Source organism: Azospirillum sp. TSO5 (genome assembly GCF_003116065.1).
Classification (GTDB): domain Bacteria; phylum Pseudomonadota; class Alphaproteobacteria; order Azospirillales; family Azospirillaceae; genus Azospirillum.
Window position 1 is genome coordinate 1 of sequence record NZ_LGQY01000180.1, and the last position, 1,164, is coordinate 1,164.

At 65.7% G+C, this 1,164-nt stretch carries 2 pseudogenes; both read left to right on the plus strand.

Annotated elements, in window-relative coordinates:
- A pseudogene (sucC, locus tag TSO5_RS31690) lies at nucleotides 1–588 on the plus strand (succinate--CoA ligase subunit beta); the annotation flags it as partial.
- A 1-nt stretch (nucleotide 589) separates the two neighbouring features.
- A pseudogene (locus TSO5_RS31695) lies at nucleotides 590–1,164 on the plus strand (succinate--CoA ligase subunit alpha); the annotation flags it as partial.

The window sequence follows — 1,164 nt, forward strand, 5'->3', positions numbered from 1 at the left end:
GTCGAGATCAACCCGCTGATCGTCACCGGCGCCGGCGACATCCTGGCGCTCGACGCCAAGATGAACTTCGACGACAACGCCCTGTTCCGCCACAAGGACGTCGCCGCCTTGCGCGACGAGGCCGAGGAAGACCCGGCGGAGATCGAGGCGGCCAAGCACGAGCTGAACTACGTCAAGCTCGACGGCAACATCGGCTGCATGGTCAACGGCGCCGGTCTGGCGATGGCCACCATGGACATCATCAAGCTGTACGGTGCCGAGCCGGCCAACTTCCTCGACGTCGGCGGCGGCGCCACGAAGGAGCGCGTCACCGCGGCCTTCAAGCTGATCCTGTCCGACAGCGCGGTCGAAGGCATCCTGGTCAACATCTTCGGCGGCATCATGCGCTGCGACGTGATCGCCGAGGGCGTGGTCGCCGCGGCTCGCGACGTGAAGCTGCATGTTCCGCTGGTGGTGCGCCTGGAAGGCACCAACGTCGCGTTGGGCAAGAAGATCCTGGCCGAATCCGGCCTGCCGATCCTGTCCGCCGACAATCTGGACGACGCAGCCAAGAAGATCGTCGCCGCCGTGAAGAAGGAGGCCGCGTAACATGGCTGTTCTCGTCGATAAGAACACAAAGGTGATCTGCCAGGGCTTCACCGGAGCCCAGGGCACCTTCCATTCCGAGCAGGCCATCGCCTACGGCACCAAGATGGTCGGCGGCGTCACGCCCGGTAAGGGCGGCGCCAAGCACCTCGACCTGCCGATCTTCGACACCGTTTCGGAAGCGGTCGAGAAGACCGGTGCCAACGCCTCCGTGATCTACGTGCCGCCGCCCTTCGCCGCGGACGCGATCCTGGAAGCGATCGACGCCGAGATCCCGCTGGTGGTCTGCATCACCGAAGGCATCCCGGTGCTGGACATGGTCCGCGTCAAGCGCGCGCTCGACGGCTCCCAGAAAAATGGAGTTGGGACCCGCCTGATCGGCCCGAACTGCCCCGGCATCATCACGCCGGACGAGTGCAAGATCGGCATCATGCCGGGCCACATCCACAAGCGTGGCAAGATCGGCATCGTCTCGCGCTCCGGCACGCTGACCTATGAAGCCGTCGCGCAGACCACGGCGGCCGGTCTCGGCCAGACCACCTGCATCGGCATCGGCGGCGACCCGGTCAACGGCACCAA